The sequence below is a fragment of the Streptomyces sp. NBC_00887 genome, from assembly GCF_045207585.1.
In genome coordinates this window covers 5685621-5708280 of record NZ_CP108788.1, presented here as the reverse complement: position 1 = coordinate 5708280, position 22660 = coordinate 5685621, and the positions used below count along the sequence as shown (strand labels likewise).

Genomic DNA, 22660 nt, shown 5'->3' with positions numbered 1-22660 from the left:
CCCCTCAGCGACTCCGAAGCGTTCGGGAGCACAGTCGTGTCATCACCGGCAGGGCGCACCAGGAATGGGAGGGACGGACATGATCATGTACACGGACACCGAGGTCACGGACACCGACACTGTCCGCCTCGCCCCTCCTGCCGGTGCTGCCCGACATACGACACCCCACCGCATCGGCTCACGCCGAGCACCGACTACAGGAGAGATCGCCATGGACAACGCACTGTACGACTACAGCCCGATCGTCGAGCGCGAGCCGATCCGCTGGCCCGACGGCGCCCGCGTCGCCTTCTACGTGGGCCTGAACGTCGAACACTTCCTCGTCGGCACGCCGTCCACGAGCATCAACCAGGCCACCGCGGGTCTGCTGCCGGACCCCCTGAACTTCGGCTGGCGCGACTACGGGCCGCGCGTGGGCATCTGGCGGATGATCGAGGCTTTCGACCGTCACGGCGTCCGGCCGAGTGTGCTGCTCAACTCCGATGTCGTCGACCACTACCCACAGATCATCGAGGCCGGACGGGCTCGGGACTGGGCCTGGTTGGCCCATGGGCGCAACAACTCGACCCTGCAGACCGATGTGGCCGACGACGAACGCGCCTACCTGACCCACGTCGTCGAGACGATCGAGAAGGCCACCGGCCGGCGCCCGCGCGGCTGGCTGGGCCCGGCGCTCACCGAGACGTTCCGCACCCCCTCGTTGTTGGCCGACCTCGGCCTGAACTATGTCCTGGACTGGACCAACGACGACCAGCCGTACCGGTTGAACGTGCCCGGCATGCTGAGCGTGCCGTACTCGCTCGAACTCAACGACCTGGGCCTCTTCACGGCGCACGCCCTCAGCGGCCCGGACTTCGTGCAGGTCGTCAAGGACCAGTTGGACCAGTTGTACGCCGAGTCGGCCGACAGCGGCCGGGTCATGGCCCTGGCTCTGCACCCATTCGTCACCGGCCAGGCGTTTCGACTCAAGTACCTGGACCAGGCGCTGGAATACGTCGCGAACCACCCGGGCGTGTGGCTCACGACGAGCGACGAGATCGCCGGACACTACGCCCGTACGTCCGCGCCGAAAGCGGGATGACCGCGGCCCGTCGCGGACGGCCCGTCGCGCCGACGGTACGTATCGCCGGCTCGGACTCCCTGCGAGTTGCCGGGTACGCGGGGTTGTCGCTGTGCGGGCCGCGGAGGAGGCTCTCGATCTCGTCGTGGATCAGGCGGATCGCGTCGACGTCCGACCGAGCCTCTCGCGGCAGGCGCAGGGCGGTGAACCCCGGTGGACACGAGCGAACTGAACAAAGAAACAGGACAACGAGCAACGGTGGCGGGACCCTTGCCCTGCGGATGCTGGCCGAAGGTCGCTGTCCGTGCCGTGATCTAAGGCCTTCGGATCCGTAGCTCTATGGATCGGTCGGTGGCGGTCATACCGGCTGCGCTACGGCCGCCCAGAGACGCCGTCGGGCGCAGCCGGTGAAGCTCCCGTGACCCGGCTCCCGAGCGGCCGATGACGCCCGGCGCACCGAGCATGAGGCAGGCTGTACCGAAGAGGAAGAAGCGGCCCATGGCCATGAGGGCTGTGCCGAACCGGGCGCATCAGGAGTTCTCTTCCCTGCCAAGGGTGGACCGTAGCTTCGGGTGGGCTTCTCCAGGGCCGCCGCCCTCCTGCCCTTCCAGCACGGCTGCTGCGATGGCGTCCAGCTTGCGCTGGACGGCGCGTTCGGCCCACAGCTCGGAGTTCTTCAGCAGCGCCACCGGGAGCAGGGTCACCGCCGACATTGCATCGCCCACGAACAGAAGCCACGTGATCGGCACGCCGATCACGTGCAACGTGACAGCCACGGCGACCAGGATCAGGCAGATCACGAAGAACGCTGCTGAACTGGTGAACCGTGAGGCATTCTCGGCCAGCCTCTCAAACGGCTTGCTCCGCGAGCCTCCGCGGTCGGACGGATGCTTGAGAATCATGCCCATTCTCTACAGCGGACGGTGGCATGCCCGAAGGCTGACACGCCCGGCCCGGACGCGGACCATCCCCCCGGATTCGGAATGCTCCGTCCTGGTATGCGGCGAAGGGTTCCTGGTCGCCGCCTTCAATGTCGTGAACGAATAGCGAGCCGACTCCTCGGGCCCTGGTAACGGGAGCCGGCCGCCCCAGCCACAGCAGGGATCTCCCAATTCATGCCCGCTGCCACTGGCGCGCCGCCGGGCGGGGCCGGTCGGGGCGCAGAACAGGAGGCAGGCCGCGCCGCAGAGGCGTCGCGCGCCCGCGCCGTGCGCGGGCCTTGATGAGGTGGAGAAAGTCCTACTGCGTCGGCGACGTAACGGCTTCCAAGTCCGCTGCGCACGGGCATGCCACGGTGCCCTCACCTCGGCTTAGGCTGCATCCCACTCGTGGGCGTGGCCGCCGCGCCACTCAACCCACACTGGATCGTCGACGATCAGCGCCGGATCGAGGATTCCCGCGCCTTCGAGGAACACGACGAAGTCGCGATCCGAATGGGCCAGGCCGAGGATCTCGTCTCGTCCAGCGCGACGCACGGTCACCCGTCGGCCGCCCGTGGGGGACGGCCGGTGCACGACAATCGGCGCCGCTGCCATGGGTCCATGCTGCGACCGGTCGTCGGATATCGCAGCACGAGGGCCGGCGGCGCCTACGGGGGAAGTGCGGAGTAGTTGACAACCGTGGTCTCGCACGCCTCGCCCTGCACGTCGGCCGTGAGGCGGATGACCAACTGGCTGAGTTCGGGAGCCGACAGGTCTGTCATGAGGCGACGCAGTGCGGTGGCGTGCTGATTGACCCGCTTGATCGGATGGGAACCGGGCGGGGCCGCGCGCATGCGGGCGCGGTACCTCCACATCCCCGACCATCTGTTGAAGGAGGGGCCCGAAAGATCGGCGCCGCGATCTGGGGAGCCCCGGAAACAGCCCCTGTGGACACAGACCAGGACAACGAGGGCTGAGGCAACGTCGAAGGCCCCCACCGCAAGCGGTGGGGGCCTTCGACGTATTGCCCGGTGAGAGCAATGGCGGAGGATACGAGATTCGAACTCGTGAGGGGTTGCCCCCAACACGCTTTCCAAGCGTGCGCCCTAGGCCACTAGGCGAATCCTCCGCGGCAAACAATACAAGACGTTGGGGAGTGCTCGCGAACACGTTCCCCCGGAGATCGTTCCGAGCGGTCCCGGAGTGGGCCCGGGGGCCGGGTGGGTGGACTTCGGGGGGCGGGGATCGGTTAAGGTGGGCGTCAGCCCCTCACGTGGCGCTATCTGACTGAACTCCCCCAGGGCCGGAAGGCAGCAAGGGTAGGTTGGCTCTGGCGGGTGCGTGGGGGGCCCTTGCGTGCCCGGGGGTGTGGTGTCCCGCCGATGGTGTGCCCGGAGCGGGGCCGGTTGTCGGTCCGCCCCGATAACCTCGTATGTGTGTCGTCCCTTGCGCTCTACCGCCGCTATCGCCCCGAGTCCTTCGCCGAGGTCATCGGTCAGGAGCATGTCACTGACCCCTTGCAGCAGGCCCTGCGGAACAACCGGGTCAATCACGCGTACCTGTTCAGCGGGCCGCGCGGATGTGGAAAGACGACCAGCGCGCGCATCCTCGCCCGCTGTCTGAACTGCGAACAGGGTCCGACGCCGACGCCGTGCGGAAAGTGCCAGTCCTGCCAGGACCTCGCGCGCAACGGACCGGGTTCGATCGATGTGATCGAGATCGACGCCGCGTCCCACGGTGGTGTGGACGATGCCCGTGACCTGCGGGAAAAGGCATTCTTCGGGCCCGCGGCGAGCCGGTACAAGATCTACATCATCGACGAGGCGCACATGGTCACGCCGGCAGGGTTCAACGCCCTGCTGAAGGTGGTCGAGGAGCCTCCGGAGCACCTCAAGTTCATTTTCGCGACCACGGAGCCCGAGAAGGTCATCGGCACCATCCGGTCGCGTACGCACCACTACCCGTTCCGGCTGGTTCCGCCCGGGACGCTGCGTGGCTATCTCGCCGAGGTGTGCGGCAAGGAGAACAGCTTCGTCGAGGACGGTGTGCTGCCCCTCGTCGTGCGCGCGGGTGCGGGATCCGTGCGCGACTCGATGTCGGTCATGGACCAGTTGCTGGCCGGCGCGGGCGATGACGGTGTGACATACGCCATGGCGACCTCGCTGCTCGGCTACACGGACGGGTCCCTGCTGGACTCCGTCGTGGACGCCTTCGCCGCAGGCGACGGGGCGGCGGCCTTCGAGGTCGTGGACCGGGTGATCGAGGGCGGCAACGACCCACGGCGCTTCGTCGCGGATCTGCTGGAGCGGCTGCGCGACCTGGTGATCCTGGCCGCCGTGCCGGACGCGGGCGAGAAGGGGCTCATCGACGCGCCCGCCGACGTGGTCGAGCGGATGCAGGCCCAGGCGTCCGTCTTCGGCGCCGCGGAGCTGAGCCGCGCCGCCGACCTGGTCAACGAGGGGCTCACGGAGATGCGCGGGGCGACCTCCCCGCGGCTTCAGGTGGAGCTGATCTGCGCCCGGGTGCTGCTGCCCGCGGCCTTCGACGACGAGCGTTCGCTCCAGGCCAGGCTGGACCGGCTGGAGCGCGGCGTGTCCTTCGCGACGGCCGGCACGGGTCCCGCCGTGGGGTACGTCCCCGGGCCGGAGGCCCATGCGCCGGCCGGTGCCGGACTGCCGGGCGGCGGGCCTGCCGCAGCCCGTGCGGCGGTACGCGGCGAGGCACCCGACGGCGGCCCCGCAGCCGCACCCTTCGCAGCCCCGGCCGCTCCCGCCGTCCCGGAGGCTCCGGCTGTCGCGCCGCCGGTCCACCAGGCACCCGCGGAAGCGCCCCCGGCAGAAGCACCGGCCGCCGGTCAGCGGCCGGGGGCATGGCCCGCCGCCGCGGGAGCCGGAACGGCCGGAGGCGCCGCAGCGGAGACGGGACGTCGTCCCGGGGGCTGGCCGACCGCGTCCGCGCCGGGTCAGACACCGCCTCCGCAGACGGTCCCCCCAACCTCCGCCCCCGCCCCGGCTGCCTCCGTCGCGCCGCCGGCAGCACCCGCGCCGGGTGGACAGGACATGGCGCAGGGCGTCGGCCAGGTACGGCACATGTGGCCGGACATCCTGGAGGCCGTGAAGAACCGCCGCCGGTTCACCTGGATCCTGCTCAGCCAGAACGCACAGGTCACCGGATTCGACGGCACCACGCTGCAGATCGGCTTCCTCAGCGCGGGCGCCCGGGACAACTTCGCGAGCAGCGGCAGCGAAGAGGTGCTGAAGCAGGCTCTCGCCGAGCGGTTCAACGCCCAGTGGCGGGTCGAGGCCGTCGTCGACCCGTCGGGTGGCGGAGGTGGCGGAGGCATGCCCCCGCAGACCGGTGGCGGCGGTGGCCGCCCTCCGGCCGCCCCCTACCAGCCCCCGGCCGCCCCGCAGGCGCAGTCGCAGTCGTACGAGTCCCGTCCGGCTCCGGCCCAGCAGTCCTCGCAGCCGGCCCAGCAGCCCTCGTCCCCGCCTCAGCGGTCGGGGCAGCCGGGGCAGTCCGAGCAGGGGTACTCCAGGGCCGCGCCCGAGCCGCCTCGCTCGGTCGCCCCCGAGGACGACACGGCTGAGGCCGACGATCCGGACCTGGTCGACTCCGCGCTCTCCGGGCACGATCTGATCGTCCGCGAACTGGGAGCCACGGTCGTCGAGGAGTTCAACAACGAGTAGGGGCCCCTGTCGCCGACCGTGTCCACGGAGCGGCGCCCGTCGAGGCGCCCGGCCCCCGGCGGTTAGGCTGCACCCGTGAAGGTCCTCGTCATCGGCGGCGGCGCCCGCGAACACGCCCTGTGCCGCTCTCTCTCCCTCGACCCCGATGTCACCGCTCTGTACTGCGCCCCCGGCAACGCCGGAATCGCAGAGGTGGCCGAACTGCACCCGGTCGACGCACTCGACGGCGAAGCCGTCGCGCGCCTCGCCACCGAGCTGGGCGCCGAGCTGGTGGTCGTCGGCCCGGAGGCACCGCTTGTCGCCGGGGTCGCCGACGCCGTGCGCGCGGTCGGCATCCCCTGCTTCGGCCCCTCGCGCGAGGCGGCCCGGCTGGAGGGCTCCAAGGCGTTCGCCAAGGACGTCATGGCCGGTGCCAACGTCCCGACCGCCCGCAGCTACGTCTGCACGACGGCTGCCGAGATCGACGAGGCGCTCGACGCCTTCGGAGCCCCGTACGTCGTCAAGGACGACGGTCTCGCGGCAGGCAAGGGCGTCGTCGTCACCGACGACGTCGAAGAGGCCCGCGCCCACGCGCTGGCCTGCGACCGTGTGGTCATCGAGGAGTTCCTCGACGGCCCCGAGGTGAGCCTCTTCGCGATCACCGACGGCACCACGGTACTGCCGCTGCAGCCCGCCCAGGACTTCAAGCGCGCCCTGGACGGCGACGAGGGCCCGAACACCGGTGGCATGGGCGCGTACTCCCCGCTCCCGTGGGCCGACCCGAAGCTGGTCGACGAGGTCATGGAGACCGTCCTCCAGCCGACCGTCGACGAGCTCCGCCGCCGCGGTACGCCCTTCTCCGGGCTGTTGTACGCGGGCCTCGCGATCACCTCGCGCGGAGTAAGGGTCATCGAGTTCAACGCCCGTTTCGGCGACCCGGAGACCCAGGTGGTCCTGGCCCGGCTGAAGACCCCGCTGGCCGGTGTCCTGCTCGGTTCCGCGAACGGCACCCTGGACCTCGTACCCCCGCTGAGCTGGCGCGACGACGCTGCCGTCACCGTGGTCATCGCCTCGCACAACTACCCGGGCACCCCCCGCACGGGTGACCCGATCGAGGGTCTCGCGGATGTGGCGGCGAAGGATGCCCCGGACGCGTTCGTCCTGCACGCCGGTACCCGGCAGGAGGGCGACGCGGTCGTCAGCGCCGGAGGGCGCGTGCTCTCCGTCACGGCGACCGGATCGGACCTCTCGACGGCCCGTGAGCGCGCCTACAAGGCCCTCGGCCGGATCCGGCTCGACGGCTCCCAGCACCGTACGGACATCGCCCGCAAGGCTGCCGAGGAGGCCTGAGGCCCGACGGCCCTGCCGTCCCGGTCCCGTCCCGGTCCCCGTCCGTTCCTACGTGCTTCTGTGCCCGGCCACTTCCCCGAGGTGGCCGGGCACAGGTGTGTGCGGCCACCTCGGGGAAGCACCGCCAGGAGTCCCGGCAGAGCGCCACCCGTCACAGCGGACCCTTGTGCACCGGCGCGTCAGCAGCTTTGCCCAAAGCCATTCCATCGGGTGACGACTGGGCTATCCGGATGACGCCCGCCGAGGCCCCAACTAGGGTGCGGCGCAGGCGTTCCGGCACTTGGCCCACCGGCATTGCGATGTCAGTGGTGGGTGCCACAGTGGGGGAGTGACCAACACCGTCGCGGGGGCAGAGGGGGTGACGTCAGGCCGTGTCCGGTACCGGTTCGGTTGAGGAGCTGGGTGCGCATTCAGCGCGCGCCCGTGCCCTGGCTCTGATGCGTATCCGCAGCAGAGCCGTGGCCGTGGCCATCCTGCCCGCGGCTGCGGCCGTCGTGCTGCTCGTCGCCAACGCACAGGGCCACATCGGCGGCGGTACGTGGGACGCGGTGCGCTGGGCGGTGACGGTCTGCGCCGTCGTCGTCCTGCTGCTCGCCGTCGCGGTCGCCGCCGCGGTGGCGCGGGCGCGGCCCGCGGTGAGTCCGACCGTGCCGCTCACCGAGGAGGCGGCCCCCGATCTCTACCGGCTGGTCCGCGACCTGGCCGACCGGCTCGACGTCCCGGCGCCCTCCGCCATAGCCCTGACACCGGACTGCGACAGCTGGCTGGAGGACCGTACGCACCCCGCCGCCCAGCAGGGGGTCACGGACCTGGCCAAGGGGCTGTCCCGTGACCGGCGCGGCCGACGGGTGCCCGCCGCTCCCGTGCTGGTGATCGGCTCGCCCTTCCTGTGGTGGATGCGGGTCGCCGAGCTGCGGGCGGTGCTGGCTCCGGTCGTCGCGGGGACCGGTCCGTCCGCGCACCCCGACATAGCCGCTGCCCGCCGTTTCGTACGCGGACTCGATGCCGCGGTCGCCGATGCCTCCGTTCCCGGCCAGGGGGCCGTGCGCAGGGTGCCGGCCGCCTTCGTCGGCTGGATCGCCAGGCTGCTGCTGCGCGGTTGTCGCGGTCATGCGGCCGAGATGGAGCGCTGCGTCGCCGCCGCCGCTTCGGTGCGCGCCCAGGGGGTGGACTACGGGCTGCGGATCGTCGCCCAGGAGCAGGTCGGCCTCGCCTACGCGGGCTGGGACCGCCTGCTGACCCGGGTCGCGCTGCCCGCCTGGCGGATGGGCCGTTGGCCCTCCCGGCTGGACGCCGGTGTCGTCTCCGCGCTCACCGAGCTCTCCCGGCGCGACCGGCTGGCGGAGGGCTTCACCTCCCGGCTCGGGGAGCGCCCGGCCTGCGATCTTCTGGAGGAGCCGGGTGTGGCCGACGAAGCGGCTTCGCTGCTGGCCGCGCGGCTCTTCCACGGCGGCCCCGCGGAGAGCGGCCCCGACTGGTCCCCGGTCGACTGGCAGCAGTATCCGGAAGAGGTCGTCGACCGGAAGTGGCGTACGGAGGCTGCCCGGCTCCACCGGGTGCTCGACTCCTTGGGCGTGTCCACCAGCGTGTCCGCGGGCGTGCACCGCGCCCCGGCCGCCGAGTCGGCCGGCACCGCGGTGCCGACGCTGGCCCGAGTCATCGACCACCTGGCCGCGCCCGGCGGGAACGCCGAGGAGCTCGCCGCCGGGATCGGTGCCGCCGTGGCCCGCGACGAGGCGGGGGCGGCGCCACCGCCCCGGAGCGGCGGCCCGGTGGACGGTGCGCAGGCCGGAGCGGATCCGGACCCCCTCGACCTCTGGGGCCCCGTGCCGCTCCCGCTCTTCCCGCTCCAGCCGCCGCGTACGGGTGCGGAGCTGCTGGCCGACCACGTCGTGGCGATGGTCTGCTGCGCGGCCGTGGACACGGCGGGGGCGGTGCCCGGCCTCGACTGGCTCGACGGACCGGCGCTGCTGGTCGACGGCGGACGCAGGTCGGACCTGGGTGCTCCCGTCCTCAGCCTCGTGGAGGACGGCGACGCGGAGCCTCTGCGTTCGTGGCTCTCCGGGGTGGGAGTCCGCACCGACAAGCCCGTACGGCTGGTGTGAACGGCGCCTCGTTACGCGAGGTCCCGCGTAACGCCGGTGCAGGTCTGTATACGCGTCGGTCCCCCAGTACACCCATGTGTCTCCTGTGTCCCCCACGTCTCCAACATCCGGAAGGTTCCGTTCCGTTCACGTCAATTCGCGACGAACGGTGACGGAGTGCATGCGTTATGTGATGTGCTGGGGACCGGCGCTGACATCCGGCGCACCAGTGTGGTCCGGGGGATGAGGGAGGGGAGCGACATGGGGGCCGAGCAGATCCGGCGATGGGAATCAGGTGCCCTCGCGCACGCGGTGAGCGACCCCTTCGGGCAGGGCCCGCTGCCGTGGCTGCGCGGCAGCGAGAACTACTTCGACGACACCGGTCAGGTCGTCCCCTGGTACGCCGATCCCGACCTGGGCCGTGGCGGGGCCGGTGGCGGCACGCGGGCGGCCGACGATGTGCACCGTCAGATCAAGGGCTTCGTGTCACCCGGCGCCGCGGCACCCGGCGAGGCGATCGACTTCCACATCACGGTGGACCCGCCCCAGCAGTTCTCCGTCGACATCTACCGCATCGGCCACTACGCGGGCGACGGCGCCGCCAAGATCACCACGAGCCCGCGGCTGTCCGGCATCGTCCAGCCGGCCCCGCTCGCCGCCGACCGCACGGTCTCCTGCCACCACTGGTGGCTCTCCTGGCGTCTGCAGATCCCCAGTTACTGGTCGGTCGGCGCGTACGTCGCGGTCCTCACCACCGCCGACGGCTACCGCTCCCACATCCCCTTCACGGTCCGCGACGACCACCCCGCGGATCTGCTGCTCCTGCTCCCGGACATCACCTGGCAGGCGTACAACCTCTACCCGGAGGACGGCCGCACCGGCGCCAGCCTCTATCACGCCTGGGACGAACAGGGCCGGCTGCTGGGCGAGGAGGACGCCGCCGGCACGATCTCCTTCGACCGCCCCTACGCGGGCGCGGGACTGCCCCTGCACGTCGGCCACGCCTACGACTTCATCCGCTGGGCCGAGCGCTACGGCTACGACCTCGCGTACGCCGACGCCCGCGATCTGCACGCCGGCCGTGTCGACCCCAGCCGCTACCGCGGCCTGGTCTTCCCCGGCCACGACGAGTACTGGTCGGTGCCCATGCGCCGCACCGCCGAGCGTGCCCGCGACACCGGCACCTCGCTCGTCTTCCTCTCCGCGAACACCATGTACTGGCAGGTCGGTCTCTCCCCGTCCCCGTCGGGCGTTCCCGACCGCCTCCTGACCTGCCGCAAGCGCAGCGGGCCGGGCAAGTCCGCGCTGTGGCGCGAGGTCGACCGCGCCGAACAGCAGCTGCTCGGCATCCAGTACGCGGGCCGCGTACCCGAAGCCCACCCGCTGGTCGTCCGCAACGCCGAGCACTGGCTCTGGGAGGCCACCGGAGCGGCCGAGGGCGACGAGATCGACGGGCTGGTCGCCGGCGAGGCCGACCGCTACTTCCCGCGTACGTCGCTGCCGGAGCACGAGAGCCGCATCCTGCTCGCGCACTCCCCCTACCGGGACGGCGACGGGGCCACGCGGCATCAGGAGACGTCGCTGTACCGGGCCCCGTCCGGCGCGCTCGTCTTCGCGTCGGGCACCTTCGCCTGGTCACCGGCGCTGGACCGCCCGGGCCATGTGGACACCCGTATCCAGCGGGCCACGGCCAACCTGCTCGACCGGATCTGCAAGCGCGACTGAGCGGGTCTCCGGCCCGCGCCCACGACCGAGGCGGACCCGTGGCGTCGTGGCCCGTTCGCATGCGGGACAATCGGAGCGACTCCTGGATCAACCTACGCGGAGGCAGCGTGTCCGGTTTCGTAGAAAAGCCCGAGCCCGTGCAGGTGCCGGGGCTCACCCACCTGCACACCGGCAAGGTGCGCGACCTGTACCGGAACGAGGCGGGCGACCTCGTCATGGTCGCCAGCGACCGTATGTCCGCGTACGACTGGGTCCTGCCCACCGAGATCCCGGACAAGGGTCGGGTGCTCACCCAGCTGTCGCTGTGGTGGTTCGACCAGTTCGCCGACCTCGTGCCGAATCACGTCCTGTCCGCGGAGCTCCCCGCCGGAGCTCCCGCCGACTGGGCCGGCCGCACGCTGATCTGCAGGTCGCTGCGGATGGTCCCGGTCGAGTGCGTCGCCCGCGGCTATCTGACCGGGTCCGGCCTGGTCGAGTACAACGCGTCGCGTACGGTCTGCGGGCTCGCGCTTCCCGAGGGGCTCGTCGACGGTTCCGAACTCCCGGCGCCGATCTTCACGCCCGCCACCAAGGCCGCGGTCGGGGACCACGACGAGAACGTGTCGTACGAGGAGGTCGTCGGCGAGGTCGGCGCCGAGACGGCGGCCGCGCTGCGGCAGACGACGCTCGCCGTGTACGGCCGTGCACGGGACATCGCGCGTGAGCGCGGCATCATCCTCGCGGACACGAAGTTCGAATTCGGCTTCGCACCCACCGCGGACGGCGGCGAGGAGCTGATCATCGCGGACGAGGTGCTGACCCCGGACTCCTCGCGCTTCTGGCCCGCCGCGACCTGGAAGCCGGGCAAGGCGCAGCCCTCGTACGACAAGCAGTTCGTGCGTGACTGGCTGACCTCGGCGGCGTCCGGCTGGGACCGCCACAGCGAGCAGCCGCCCCCGGCACTGCCGCAGGACATCGTCGACGCGACCCGGGCGAAGTACCTGGACGCGTACGAGCTCCTGACCGGCACCCGCTGGTCGTGACAGCAGAAGGCCCCGGTCACGAGGACCGGGGCCTTCTTGCACGGAGCGAACGACGAGGTTCGAACTCGCGACCTCAACCTTGGCAAGGTTGCGCTCTACCAGCTGAGCTACGTTCGCATGCGCCTTGGCGCGCTGCCAACTATACCCAACCGCGCTCCCGTGCGAGACGCACCGCCGTATGACGGTTCTCGGCACCGACTTTGGACGCCGCAGAGGACAGGTAGTTGCGCACGGTCCCCTGGGACAGCGACGCCCGCTCCGCGATCTCCGCGACCGGCGCACCGTCCGCCGCGAGTTCCAGCACCTCGGCCTCGCGCGCGGTCAGGGGGGAGTCCCCGGCGGAGATGGCGTCGGCGGCCAACTCGGGGTCCACATAGCGGTTTCCCGCGTGCACCGTACGAATGATCTCGGCCAGCCGGCGGGCGCTGACCGTCTTCGGGACGAAGGCGCGGACGCCCGCCGCGAGCGCCCGCTTCAGATGCCCGGGCCGGCCGTGGCTCGTCACGATCATGGTCCGGCAGCCGGGCAGTCCGGTGCGCAGGGATGTGGCGACCTTCACACCGTCAGCGCCCGGCATCTCCAGGTCCAGGACCGCGACGTCCGGCCGGTGCGCCATGGCCATCGCGAGCGCCTCGGGTCCGGTCGCGGCCTCGGCGACCAGGAGGATGTCGTCCTCGAGGGCGAGCAGCGCGGCGAGTGCGCCGCGGATCAGGTGCTCGTCCTCGGCCAGCAGGACCCGGATGGGGGCCGGTCGTTGTCCGGTCATCACGCGGCCACCCCGTCCGGACCGGAGGAGCCTGCGGGGGCGGAGGAGTCCCGGTCGTGGTCCGTGCCCGGAGCGGGCAGGGGCATCCGCGCGGTCAGCCGGAAGCAGCCGTCGCCCGGCACCGGGCCCGCTTCCAGCGTCCCGCCGTGGGCGGCGAGCCGTTCCCGCAGGCCCACCAGGCCGGAGCCGGCCGGCGAACCGCCCGCTGTCCGGGGCGGCCCCGGCCGGGAGCCGATGCCCGTACCGGGCCCGGTCCCGTCCTCGTCCCCTCCCTCACCCCGGACGCCGGCCGGTTCGGGTGCGCCGTCGTTCTGCACCGTCAGCACCACCTCTCCCGGTCGAGGAGGCCGGGGACCGCCGGGCGAACCGCTCGCCCCGGACGGCTCCGTCGTGGCGAGCCGGATGGTGCACCGCCGGGGATCGCCGTGCCGCAGTACGTTCGTCGTCGCCTCCCGTACCACCCACCCCAGCGCGGACTGGAGGTCCTGCGGGAGTGGCATCGGACCGTCGTCGAGCCCATGGATCTCGCAGTCGATGCCCGCGGCCTTCAGCACGCCCAGCGCCCCCTCCAGTTCGATGCGCAGGTCCGCCTCCCGGTAGCCGCGTACGACGTCGCGGACCTCGCGCTGCGACTCCTGCGCGATCCGCTGCACCTCGGCCATCTGCGAGACGGCCTCCGGCCTTCCCCGCTCGGCCAGTTGGACCGCCAGCTCGCTCTTCAGCGCCATCACGGCGAGGTTGCGCCCCATCACATCGTGCATGTCCCGTCCGAACCGGAGCCGTTCCTCCGCGACCGCGAGGCGGGTCCGGAGTTCGTGCGAGGCGTCGAGTTCCCGGACGACGCCGACGAGCCAGGCCGAGAAGACGTAGGTGAGGGCGAGGAACGAACCGGCGGCCGCGACCCCGACGAAGTTCAGCCAGGTCTGCCGCAGGCCCAGCCCCAGCGCGGCCGTGGCGACGGCTGTCGCCGTCGGGGCGCCGAGCACCGCGTACACGCGCGCTCGCGTCGTCCGCAGACCGAGCACCAGGGTCGCCACGCCGAAGGCGGGGATCCCCATCATCAGCAGCCCGAAGTCGTCCTCCTTGGTGATCGCCCCGGTGTCGAGCAGCAGGAGAAGGGCCAGGACGCCCGCACCGGACAGTGCGGCGGTGGCCGCCATCAGCGATACGGGACGCTCCCTGCGGCCCAGCCGCCAGTCGAGGGCCCTGGAGGTGAGGACGGCACAGACCACCGAGTGCGCGAGCAGGAGAAGGAACAGCCACACACCCGCGGGCTGCCGTTCGGCGAACAGTTGCGGAAAGGCGAGCGCACCGGCTTCGGCACCGGCCATCGCGTGGAACGTGAAGCGTGTGTAGAGCTCGACCTTCGCGGTGTCGGTCCTGGCGGACCGCAGCGCCCGCCGTCCGGACAGCCGCGCCCACAGCGGGTCCCCGCCCGATTTCTCCCTGGCCATGGTGCTCCCGTCCCCGTGTGTCGCCGCCCGTGTCCCACTGTCCTGCGGCCGGCTCATCGTCGCGGATCCCAGCGGAACCGGCGCTGCACAGCAAACACCCCGCACACCGTCCAGGCCAGTGCGGTCAGCGCCGCCCCGAGCAGGTCGTAGGCCTCCCCGTCGCCCAGCCAGCCGGCTCGCACGAGCGTCATCACCCCTGTCATCGGGAGCAGTTCGCACAGCGAAGCGGCACGGTCCGGGAGGACCTCCAGCGGTACGAAGAGCCCGGAGCCCAGGATCGACACGAAGAACACCGGCAGCGTGGTGAGCTGGGCGGTCTGCACCGTGCGCGTCAGTGCGGACAGCTCGGCCCGCCCGAGGGCGCCCAGCCGTCCCGTCGTCGTGGTGCTCGTCATGGCGCCGCCACCCTCTCCGCCTGTGCGTGCGTGTTCGCGATATCCAGGAACGCCTCTTCGAGCGAGGCGGAACGGGCATCGAGCCCGTGCAGCGGTACGCCGGACTCCCGGGCCCAGACCAGCAGTTCGTGGAGGGACTCCTGAAGACCGTGGGTGCGGATGTCGATGCGCCGGCCGTCGGCCGCCGCCCGCAGCGTCAGCGGGAGCTGTGCCGCTGTCACCCCTTCGGGGAGCTCGCAGCGGATCCGGGCGGGACGTTCCGCCGTCACCTCGGCGATCGTGCCCGAGGTGACGATCCGCCCCTGGTGCATGATCGCCAGCCGGTCGGCGAGCGCCTCGGCCTCCTCCAGGTGGTGCGTGGTCAGCAGGACGGTCGTGCCGCCGTCCCGCAGCTCCCGCACCAGCCGCCAGGTGTCGCGCCGTCCCTCGGCATCGAGCCCCGTCGTCGGCTCGTCCAGGAAGAGGACCTCCGGGCGCCCGAGCAGGGCCAGTGCCAGGTCGAGACGGCGCCGCTCCCCGCCGGAGAGCTGCTTGACCCGGACGCCGGCCCGGCCACCGAGGCCCACCATGTCGAGGACCTCGCGGGGCGGCCTGGCTCCGCTCGTGCAGCCCGCCCACATCCGCAGGGTCTCGGTGACCGTCAGGTCGGACGGGAAGCCGCCCTCCTGGAGCATCACTCCGGTCCGGGGCCGGACGGCCGCGCGCTCGCCGTACGGATCGTGGCCGAGTACGCGCACGGTGCCGCTGTCCGGGCGGGCCAGTCCCTCCAGCAGCTCGACGGTGGAGGTCTTTCCCGCGCCGTTGGTCCCGAGCAGGGCGAAGAGCTCGCCACGCGCCACGGAGAAGGAGATCCCGCTCACGGCCTCGAAGCCGCCGGCGTAACACCGCCGGACCTCGCGCGCTTCGATGGCCGCGCCGGGGAGGAGAAAGTCGTCGCTGGTCATGGCCCAAGACTTCCGCCGGATCAGGGCGGCGAGCAGTGCGCGCTGTCATCACTGCTCATGACAAACGTCATGGGTCGACAATGGATACGACAAAGGCCCCGATCGATATCGATCGGGGCCTTTGAACAAGAGCGGACGACCAGGTTCGAACTGGCGACCTCAACCTTGGCAAGGTTGCGCTCTACCAACTGAGCTACGTCCGCATTGCTGCCACTCGGCTTTCACCGGTGGAGCGGTCACTACTGTACCTGATCCACAGGAGTGGTCCGGCAAGGCAGTGAAGAGCGGGTGACAGGAATTGCACACTGCGCCTTCCCCCTGGAAGGGGGATGTTCTACTACTGAACTACACCCGCACGCTGCGTGAGGCCCGGCCTTTCGGCCTTGCCCTTCGGCGTGCTCCAGACTCTAGCCGACCTGCAGGGGTGTTGTGCAAGTCGGCTCCCCGGGGTGTTCCGCCGGGGAGCCGAGAAGATCGTTCCGGAACGGGACGTTCCGGAAGTAACTCTCAACTGGCGGCCTGGAACGCCTCGTAGACCTTCTTGGGGATCCGGCCGCGGGCCGGCACCTCCATCCGGTGCGAGCGGGCCCAGGCGCGCACGGCCGCCGGGTCGGGCGCGAGGGATGTGTGGTGGTACGACACCGGGGTCTTGCCATGCTTACTGGCATTTGTCTGCTTTCGGCCGGCCGACATGTACGGGGCCAGCGCCTTCCGCAGTTTTTTTGCGTTGACGGGATTGAGGTCGATCTCGTACGACTTCCCGTCAAGGGCGAAGGTGACCGTTTCCGCCGCTTCTCCCCCGTCGATGTCGTCGGAGAGCGTGACCACTACGCGCTGAGCCACGGATATCGGTCCTTTCCTGCGGCATCGGCGCGTCTGACATGCGCTGATGCCGGGCCTTCCGGCTGCTAGGCGGATGCGGATCGACTGGTGTCGACTGTTCCGGGGCAATGGTGCTTTCCCCCGTAATCATTTGTACAGCGGTGGGAGCGGCATTGTGAAGCCCAGCCAATTACACCAGCGTGTCCACGTGCAATCCGGGTGAAGATTTTTCCCAGGGCTTTCCCTGCATGTTGTCGCGGTCGATATCTCGGCGTGATCCGGGCCATCCGATATCTACCCGCGTAGAATTTCTGGCCAGGTACGCTGAGTGGACCCGCGGGGATCTGGGGAACCCCTCGGAGACACAGCCGCACCACACCACCGGGAGTGCCAGTGGCACGCGTCGTAGTCGACGTCATGCTCAAGCCGGAGATCCTCGACCCGCAGGGACAGGCTGTGCAGCGCGCACTGCCCCGTCTCGGCTTCGAAGGAATCGCGGACGTACGTCAGGGAAAGCGTTTCGAGCTCGAGGTCGAGGGGCCGGTCGACGATGCCGCCCTCGCCCGTATTAACGAGATGGCCGAGACCTTCCTCGCCAACACCGTCATCGAGGACTTCGTCGTCAAGATCGAGGCGGACGAGAAGTCCGAGGAGCCGAAGTGACTGCTCGTATCGGAGTCGTCACTTTCCCCGGCACGCTCGATGACCGGGACAGCCTGCGGGCCGTCCGGATCGCGGGCGCCGAACCCGTTTCGCTCTGGCACCGGGACAAGGACCTCCACCAGGTCGACGCGGTCATCCTGGCGGGCGGATTCAGTTACGGCGACTATCTGCGGGCGGGCGCCATCTCGCGCTTCTCGCCGGTGATGGAGACCGTCATCGAGCAGGCGAAGGCCGGTATGCCGGTCCTCGGCATCTGCAACGGCTTCCAGATCCTGACCGAGGCGCACCTGCTGCCCGGCGCGATGCTGCGCAACAACCACCTCCACTTCATCTGCCGCGACCAGAAGCTGCGGGTGGAGAACGCGGAGACCGCCTGGACCTCGGACTACAGCGCCGGCCAGGAGATCTCCGTACCCCTGAAGAACGTGGACGGCCGGTACACCGCCGACGAGCACACGCTCGACGAGCTGGAGGCCGAGGGTCGCGTCGCGTTCCGCTACGCCGACCTGAACCCGAACGGTTCGCTGCGCGACATCGCCGGCATCACCAACGCCGCGGGCAACGTCGTCGGTCTGATGCCGCACCCGGAGCACGCCGTGGAGCCGCTGATCGGCACCGGCGGCACCGACGGCCTCGGTTTCTTCACCTCGATCATCAAGAAGCTGGTCAACGCATGAGCCTGGACACGGTCAAGCACGCGGCCGAAACCCCGGACGCCGAGCAGCCCTGGAAGGAGCTCGGCCTCAAGGAGGACGAGTACGCCCGGATCCGCGAGATCCTGGGCCGCCGTCCCACCGGCGCCGAGCTCGCCATGTACTCCGTGATGTGGTCCGAGCACTGCTCCTACAAGAGCAGCAAGGTCCACCTCAAGCAGTTCGGCGAGAAGATCCCCGAGAACGACGCGATGCTCGTCGGCATCGGCGAGAACGCCGGTGTGGTCGACGTGGGTCAGGGCTACGCGGTCACCTTCAAGGTCGAGTCGCACAACCACCCCTCGTACATCGAGCCCTACCAGGGCGCTGCCACCGGCGTCGGCGGCATCGTCCGCGACATCCTCGCCATGGGCGCCCGTCCGATCGCGGTCGTCGACCCGCTGCGCTTCGGTGCGGCCGACCACCCCGACACCCGGCGGGTCCTGCCGGGCATCGTCGCGGGCATCGGCGGCTACGGGAACTGTCTGGGCCTGCCGAACATCGGTGGCGAGGTCGTCTTCGACGCCTGCTACCAGGGCAACCCCCTCGTCAACGCCGGCTGCATCGGCGTGATGAAGCACGAGGACATCCACCTGGCCCAGGCCTCCGGCCCCGGCAACAAGGTGATCCTGTACGGCGCCCGCACCGGCGGCGACGGCATCGGCGGCGTCTCCGTGCTGGCCTCGGAGACCTTCGACGACACCAAGCCCACCAAGCGCCCCGCCGTCCAGGTCGGCGACCCGTTCCAGGAGAAGCTCCTCATCGAGTGCACCCTGGAGATCTTCAAGGAGAAGCTCGTCGCGGGCATCCAGGACCTCGGCGGCGCCGGGCTCTCCTGCGCCACGAGCGAGCTGGCCTCCGCGGGCTCCGGCGGTATGCGCGTCGAGCTGGACACCGTGCCGCTGCGCGACTCCTCCCTCTCGCCCGAGGAAATCCTCATGAGCGAGTCGCAGGAGCGCATGTGCGCGATCGTCGAGCCGCAGCACGTGGACCGCTTCATGGAGATCTGCGAGAAGTGGGACGTCATCGCCACCGTCATCGGTGAGGTGACCGAGGGCTCGCAGCTGGAGATCTTCTGGCACGGCGAGCAGATCGTGGACGTACCGCCGCGGTCCGTGGCCCACGAGGGCCCGACGTACCACCGGCCGTTCGCCCGCCCCTCCTGGCAGGACGCGCTGCAGGCGGACGACGCCGGCAAGCTGGCCCGTCCGGGAGACGGCGCGGAGCTGCGCGAGCAGGTCCTCAAGCTGGTCGGCTCCCCGAACCAGGCCTCCAAGTCCTGGATCACCGACCAGTACGACCGCTTCGTGCAGGGCAACACCGTGCTCGCGATGCCCGAGGACGCCGGCATGGTCCGGATCGACGAGGAGTCGAACCTGGGTGTGGCCATGGCGACCGACGGCAACGGCCGGTACGCGAAGCTCGACCCCTACACGGGCGCACAGCTCGCGCTGGCGGAGTCGTACCGCAACGTCGCCGCGTCCGGTGCCAAGCCGCTCGCCATCTCGGACTGCCTGAACTTCGGCTCCCCCGAGGACCCGGACGTCATGTGGCAGTTCGCCGAGGCCACCCGTGGTCTCGCGGACGGCTGCCTGGAGCTCGGCACCCCGGTCACCGGCGGCAACGTGTCGCTGTACAACCAGACCGGTGAGACGGCGATCCACCCGACGCCGGTCGTGGCCGTGCTCGGTGTGATCGACGACGTCACCCGGCGCACGCCGGTCGCCTTCGCAGAAGAGGGCCAGCTGCTCTACCTGCTGGGCGACACGACCGAGGAGTTCGGCGGCTCGGCCTGGTCCGAGGTCATCCACCAGCACCTCGGCGGCATGCCGCCCAAGGTCGACCTGGGCCGCGAGAAGCTGCTCGGCGAGATCCTGATCTCGGCCTCCCGCGACGGCATGATCGACGCGGCGCACGACCTCTCCGACGGCGGCCTGATCCAGGCGGTCACCGAGTCCTGCCTGCGCGGAGGGAAGGGTGCCCGGCTGGTCGTGCCGGACGGTCTGGACGCGTTCACCTTCCTGTTCTCGGAGTCGGCGGGGCGCGCGATCGTCTCGATTCCGCGCAGCGAGGAGCTCCGCTTCAACGACATGTGCGGTGCTCGGGGTCTGCCCGTGGCCCGGATCGGTGTCGTGGACGGCGACGAGATCGAGATCCAGGGCGAGTTCAGCATTCCGCTGAGCGAGCTGCGTACGGCGCACGAGGGGACCCTGGAGGGTCTGTTCGCCTGAGTTCCGCCTGTACCGAAGCCCCCGTCCGGGTCGACCGGACGGGGGCTTCGGTGTTCCTGCCCGAGACCCGTTGATGACTATTACGTAATTACGTAAGGTGTGTGCTGTGGAGCTTGAGGAGCGTGTCGCCGAGCTGGAGCGCCGACTGACGGTGCTGGAGGGCGCTGCGGACGGCGGCGGGTCGCCGAGTCTGGGCGACGGCGACTTCTGGGCGCTGGACGGGCTGAAGGACCAGCTCGGCCGGCTCGGGGACGCCGCCGCCGCCGGCGGGGTGCTGTTCACGGGCGCGGTACGGCTGCCGGCCGGTGAGCGGTACGAGTGGCAGTACGGCGCACTCACCGCAGGGCTCCTCGGTTCGGACGAGGACCGCCCCGACTGGGCGGAAGCCGCCGAACCGCTGGCCGCGCTCGGCCATCCGGTACGACTGCGGCTGCTCCGGGAGATCCTCGGCGGCCGGCGTACCGCTGCCGAGCTGGCCGAGCTGGCCGAGACAGGCACGACCGGTCAGATCTACCACCACCTGCGCCTGCTGACCGGCGCGGGCTGGCTGCACACGACGGGGCGCGGGCGCTACGAGGTACCGGCGGCCCGGGTGGTGCCGCTGCTGGTGGTCCTGACGGCCGCCCGGCCCTGACCGGCGCCGGACCACACCTGATGAGGGGAAGCGTCATGCCCGTGCGCAAAGCAGTGATGATCCTCTACCGCTGCTGCTGGATCGTCTTCCTCGCCCTGGTGCTCGTGAGCGTCCTCGCGGATCCGCTCGTCCCCTACGGGCTGACGTTCGTGCCCGCGGGCATGGCGGTCGTCATCGGTCTGACCGTGGGCCGTCGCAGCCCAGCGCAGCTGGCGAAGGCGGGCCCGCCGGTGGAGGTCGGTCCGCCGGTGACGGGCCGGTGGACCGCGCTCAACAGTCCGGCGGACAAGGTGCCCAGCCACGGTACGCACGGCTACGGACAGACGTACGCGATCGACATCGTGGCCGACCCGGAGGGTGAAGGCGTCCCCGTACGCCCGCCGTTCCGGTGGCTGTGGCCCGTCGTCCGCCGCAACCAGGACTTCCCCGCGTTCGGCGCCCCGGTCCTCGCGGTGGCGGACGGCACCGTGGTGCACGCGAGCGACGGGCAGCGCGACCACCTCAGCCGGAACTCCGGCCCGGCGCTCGCCTATCTGATGCTGGTCGAGGCGTCCGTCCGCGACATGGCCGGCGCGGGCAGGATCGTCGGCAACCACATCGTGCTCGACGTCGGCGACGGTACGTACGCCGTGTACGCCCATCTACGGCGCGGCTCGCTCCAGGTGAGGGCGGGGGACACCGTACGGGTGGGACAGCAGCTCGCCCTGTGCGGGAATTCGGGCAACTCGACCGAACCGCATGTGCACTTCCAGCTGATGGACCACCCGGACCTCGATGTGGGCCGCGGGGTTCCCTTCACCTGGCGGGGCCTCGGCATCCCGGCGAACGGCGAGGCGTTCGTCGCGGACGAGGCTGTCAGCAGCGGCTGATAGCTTGGCGATCGTTACACGTTGTGATGTACGGGGGGACGACGGTGGACGAGCGGGGAAGTGCGCAACAGGGCGGTGCTGCAAGGGAATGGCCCGACCGCGGGCCCTGGGGGAACGCCTCCAACAAGCTGCTGTGCGTGCTCGCCGTGGCCGGCATCGGCCTCAGTGTCTGGGCCTTCGCCCTGGAGCTGATCGACCTCCGCGACCGGTCCGAGAGCCGTGAACGCATCACAGCGGCGTGCGGCGGTCTCATCGATCCCGACCCCGTCCTCGGGCTCAACGGCGGCGTCAACCGGGTCGAGCTCTCCGACGAACACGAGGCCGACACCGACGAGCGGTCCAGCGGCTGTCTCGTCTACCGGGTCGGCGATCCGGGGACGACGTACGGGCACTTCTCGCTGGCCCTCGTCCGGCATGCGGCGGACCCGGACGCCGAGGAGTCCGAGGAGGACGAGACCGAGATCGACGAAGAGTCCGACCGGCCCTTCCGCTCCCGGTACACGGCCGACGAGCCGGCCCTCGTGGTGCGCCACGCGCTCCCTCACCCGCTCGGAGACGGGCGCCTGGGCGACTACGACGAGTACAAGGTGACGGCCCGGGCGTTGTGCGCGAAGGGGGGCGCGGTCTCCTCCATGGAGGCGACCGCCGTCGCCCGGTACGACGAGCCCGTCACGTCCGAGGACCGCCGCACGCTCGCCGGCCTGGCGCGTCAGGCGGCGGTCCGGGCTGCCGGGCGGACGGGGTGCACGGCGGAACTCCCCGAGCTTCCCGCGACACTGGCCGAGCCGAAGCTGGAGCTCGGCGCCCCGGCGAGCACGGGCGGCACCTGCGCCTGGTACCGGCGCTTCCTGACCGCGGAGGGCCGCGAGCAGCTCCCCGACCGGTCGCTGGCCGCCCCTGCGGGCAGGGCCGGCGACCATGACGCCTGCGTGCTGGCGGTCGGGGAGAAGGAGACCCGGAGGATCTACCCCGGTTACGCGAAGACCGCGGACGACCCGCAGAAGCTGGAGGACGTACTGAAGTACTCCCCCTGGTGGGTGAAGACCGAGACGTACGTCGGAGACGGGACGCGAGGGCTTCTGAGCAACGAGACTCTCAGGCCGGCCGAGCTTGCCCCGGGCACCGCGGGCACCGACTCCAGCGGCGTCTGGTGGGCGTCCTCCGTCTGCGGAGGCCGGCCCGCCGTGCACGTGATGTGGGTGGCCTACCCGTACGACCGAATAGTCGCCGACCGGCTGGAAGCACTGTTCCGGGCATACGTCGACGAAGCGACCGAACGCCGCGGCTGCACCGGCGTCACCTTCCCCGAGAAGGCCGACTTCGCCCGGAGTTGATCCGAGAACGACCAGCGGTCGTTGTCA

The 22660-nt window shown here is 70.8% G+C and carries 19 protein-coding genes, 4 tRNA genes, 1 other RNA gene and 2 pseudogenes; 14 read left to right on the top strand and 12 right to left on the bottom strand.

Features of this window, described 5'->3' with window-relative positions; all coding sequences use genetic code 11:
- Positions 1-211 precede the first annotated feature (211 nt).
- Positions 212-1081 (top strand): polysaccharide deacetylase family protein, encoded by an 870-nt coding sequence (locus OG844_RS26095; protein WP_406393501.1) that lies wholly within the window; start codon positions 212-214, stop codon positions 1079-1081.
- A 509-nt stretch (positions 1082-1590) separates the two neighbouring features.
- Here the strand turns inward: OG844_RS26095 and OG844_RS26090 are convergent.
- The 3 genes from OG844_RS26090 to OG844_RS26080 form a co-directional block, all read right to left on the bottom strand.
- Positions 1591-1962, bottom strand: a complete 372-nt coding sequence (locus tag OG844_RS26090; protein WP_406393500.1) for a low affinity iron permease family protein — start codon at positions 1960-1962, stop codon at positions 1591-1593.
- A gap of 408 nt (positions 1963-2370) precedes the next feature.
- Positions 2371-2595, bottom strand: a complete 225-nt coding sequence (locus OG844_RS26085) for a hypothetical protein (protein WP_406393498.1) — start codon at positions 2593-2595, stop codon at positions 2371-2373.
- Positions 2596-2648: 53 nt separating this feature from the next.
- Positions 2649-2834 carry a hypothetical protein gene (locus OG844_RS26080; protein ID WP_406396404.1) on the bottom strand — a complete coding sequence of 62 codons (186 nt, stop codon included), beginning with the start codon at positions 2832-2834 and terminating at the stop codon, positions 2649-2651.
- Between OG844_RS26080 and OG844_RS26075 the strand changes: the two are divergent.
- Positions 2803-2957 (top strand): annotated as a pseudogene (locus OG844_RS26075) (site-specific integrase); the annotation flags it as partial. The gene OG844_RS26080 and the pseudogene OG844_RS26075 overlap by 32 nt on opposite strands.
- 64 nt (positions 2958-3021) lie before the next feature.
- Here OG844_RS26075 and OG844_RS26070 read toward each other — a convergent pair.
- Positions 3022-3109: transfer RNA gene (locus tag OG844_RS26070), tRNA-Ser, on the bottom strand.
- Between the two features lie 131 nt (positions 3110-3240).
- Here OG844_RS26070 and ffs point away from each other — a divergent pair.
- The 6 genes from ffs (at position 3241) to OG844_RS26040 (ending at position 11829) form a co-directional block, all read left to right on the top strand.
- Positions 3241-3337, top strand: an RNA gene (gene ffs / locus OG844_RS26065) — signal recognition particle sRNA small type.
- Positions 3338-3416: 79 nt separating this feature from the next.
- Positions 3417-5669 (top strand): DNA polymerase III subunit gamma and tau, encoded by a 2253-nt coding sequence (locus tag OG844_RS26060; protein WP_406393496.1) that lies wholly within the window; start codon positions 3417-3419, stop codon positions 5667-5669.
- A 75-nt stretch (positions 5670-5744) separates the two neighbouring features.
- Complete coding sequence (purD, locus tag OG844_RS26055) at positions 5745-6998, top strand: phosphoribosylamine--glycine ligase (RefSeq protein WP_406393495.1); 1254 nt, start codon at positions 5745-5747, stop codon at positions 6996-6998.
- 371 nt (positions 6999-7369) lie between these two features.
- Complete coding sequence (locus OG844_RS26050) at positions 7370-9103, top strand: hypothetical protein (protein WP_406393494.1); 1734 nt, start codon at positions 7370-7372, stop codon at positions 9101-9103.
- Positions 9104-9343: 240 nt separating this feature from the next.
- Positions 9344-10807, top strand: coding sequence for a N,N-dimethylformamidase beta subunit family domain-containing protein (locus OG844_RS26045; RefSeq protein WP_406393492.1), 1464 nt, complete (start codon positions 9344-9346; stop codon positions 10805-10807).
- 107 nt (positions 10808-10914) lie between these two features.
- On the top strand, positions 10915-11829 hold the full coding sequence (locus OG844_RS26040; RefSeq protein ID WP_406393490.1) for a phosphoribosylaminoimidazolesuccinocarboxamide synthase: 915 nt from the start codon (positions 10915-10917) through the stop codon (positions 11827-11829).
- Between the two features lie 44 nt (positions 11830-11873).
- On the opposite strand, the gene OG844_RS26035 is transcribed toward OG844_RS26040, so the two are convergent.
- From OG844_RS26035 to OG844_RS26000, 8 genes and pseudogenes are all read right to left on the bottom strand, one after another.
- Positions 11874-11946, bottom strand: a tRNA-Gly gene (locus OG844_RS26035).
- Positions 11947-11968: 22 nt separating this feature from the next.
- On the bottom strand, positions 11969-12595 hold the full coding sequence (locus tag OG844_RS26030; protein WP_406393488.1) for a response regulator: 627 nt from the start codon (positions 12593-12595) through the stop codon (positions 11969-11971).
- Positions 12595-14049, bottom strand: coding sequence for a sensor histidine kinase (locus OG844_RS26025; protein WP_406393486.1), 1455 nt, complete (start codon positions 14047-14049; stop codon positions 12595-12597). The genes OG844_RS26030 and OG844_RS26025 overlap by 1 nt, the downstream gene beginning before the upstream one ends.
- Before the next feature lie 53 nt (positions 14050-14102).
- A pseudogene (locus OG844_RS26020) lies at positions 14103-14399 on the bottom strand (ABC transporter permease); the annotation flags it as partial.
- A 41-nt stretch (positions 14400-14440) separates the two neighbouring features.
- Positions 14441-15388, bottom strand: a complete 948-nt coding sequence (locus OG844_RS26015; RefSeq protein WP_406393484.1) for an ABC transporter ATP-binding protein — start codon at positions 15386-15388, stop codon at positions 14441-14443.
- 130 nt (positions 15389-15518) lie between these two features.
- Positions 15519-15591 (bottom strand) — tRNA-Gly (locus OG844_RS26010).
- Between the two features lie 80 nt (positions 15592-15671).
- Positions 15672-15743 (bottom strand) — tRNA-Gly (locus OG844_RS26005).
- Between the two features lie 152 nt (positions 15744-15895).
- Positions 15896-16231, bottom strand: a complete 336-nt coding sequence (locus OG844_RS26000; protein ID WP_351170002.1) for an Lsr2 family protein — start codon at positions 16229-16231, stop codon at positions 15896-15898.
- A 372-nt stretch (positions 16232-16603) separates the two neighbouring features.
- On the opposite strand from OG844_RS26000, the gene purS reads away from it, so the two are divergent.
- From purS to OG844_RS25970, 6 genes are all read left to right on the top strand, one after another.
- On the top strand, positions 16604-16873 hold the full coding sequence (gene purS, locus OG844_RS25995; protein ID WP_406393482.1) for a phosphoribosylformylglycinamidine synthase subunit PurS: 270 nt from the start codon (positions 16604-16606) through the stop codon (positions 16871-16873).
- A complete protein-coding gene (gene purQ / locus OG844_RS25990; RefSeq protein ID WP_351169996.1) occupies positions 16870-17550 on the top strand; it encodes a phosphoribosylformylglycinamidine synthase subunit PurQ in 681 nt (226 codons plus the stop codon). Before purS ends, purQ begins: the two co-directional genes overlap by 4 nt.
- On the top strand, positions 17547-19796 hold the full coding sequence (purL, locus tag OG844_RS25985; protein WP_406393481.1) for a phosphoribosylformylglycinamidine synthase subunit PurL: 2250 nt from the start codon (positions 17547-17549) through the stop codon (positions 19794-19796). The genes purQ and purL overlap by 4 nt, the downstream gene beginning before the upstream one ends.
- A gap of 106 nt (positions 19797-19902) precedes the next feature.
- Complete coding sequence (locus OG844_RS25980) at positions 19903-20430, top strand: ArsR/SmtB family transcription factor (RefSeq protein ID WP_406393480.1); 528 nt, start codon at positions 19903-19905, stop codon at positions 20428-20430.
- Positions 20431-20465: 35 nt separating this feature from the next.
- Positions 20466-21299, top strand: coding sequence for a M23 family metallopeptidase (locus OG844_RS25975; RefSeq protein WP_406393479.1), 834 nt, complete (start codon positions 20466-20468; stop codon positions 21297-21299).
- 44 nt (positions 21300-21343) lie between these two features.
- A complete protein-coding gene (locus tag OG844_RS25970) occupies positions 21344-22633 on the top strand; it encodes a hypothetical protein (RefSeq protein WP_406393477.1) in 1290 nt (429 codons plus the stop codon).
- Positions 22634-22660 lie beyond the last annotated feature (27 nt).